The sequence below is a fragment of the Rhodobacter sp. TJ_12 genome (assembly GCF_020023995.1).
Classification (GTDB): domain Bacteria; phylum Pseudomonadota; class Alphaproteobacteria; order Rhodobacterales; family Rhodobacteraceae; genus Rhodobacter.
On the sequence record NZ_NRRD01000082.1, the window covers coordinates 1 to 554 of the forward strand.

Consider the following 554-nt stretch of genomic DNA (forward strand, 5'->3'; position numbering starts at 1 on the left):
CGGCCACGCCGTCCCGCGCCCGGACTTCATTTCGTCAGGATCAATTTGCCGGCGCGGGTGATGCGGAGGCAGTAGATCTGCCCGTCGAGAAGGATCCGGGCCTGGGTTCCACCATCGGTCAGGGAGCGCGCGTCATGCACGGGGATCCCCGCTTCGATCAGCTCCATCGGGTCGGTCATCGCGTTCATGCCAGACGCTCCATGCGGTCGAAGAGGAGATCGAGCGAGCCGGAGGGCAGGAACCCTTCCAGCGCCTGGCGAAGCAGTTCGGTGAAGCCCGGGTCGGGCAGCTGTCGAGACATGGAACCTCCGTATCTGGCTGAAGGACTCCGGGCTGACCCTTGGGGGCTGGCTTGGATTGCATGGGAAAGGTGACTGAATCAGTCGGACTTGTAAAGGCTGATTCTTTCGGTTGGTTTATACGCGGGCGCGACAAGGAGACGCTGTCGTTGTTCCAGCCACATCCCGGCGCCGCTCCGATTGCGCAGAAGCAGCCGCCTTCCCATATCCGGCTCAGATGTCAGCAGAGGAGGCCGGAGATGGACGAGACCGGAT

1 protein-coding gene is annotated in these 554 nt (G+C 62.8%); it reads right to left on the reverse strand.

The window, feature by feature from the left end; genetic code table 11:
- Positions 1-26: 26 nt before the first annotated feature.
- Entirely contained in the window at positions 27-188 is a 162-nt protein-coding gene (hemP, locus tag CKO11_RS17285; RefSeq protein WP_002722279.1) for a hemin uptake protein HemP, read from the reverse strand.
- Positions 189-554: the final 366 nt, after the last annotated feature.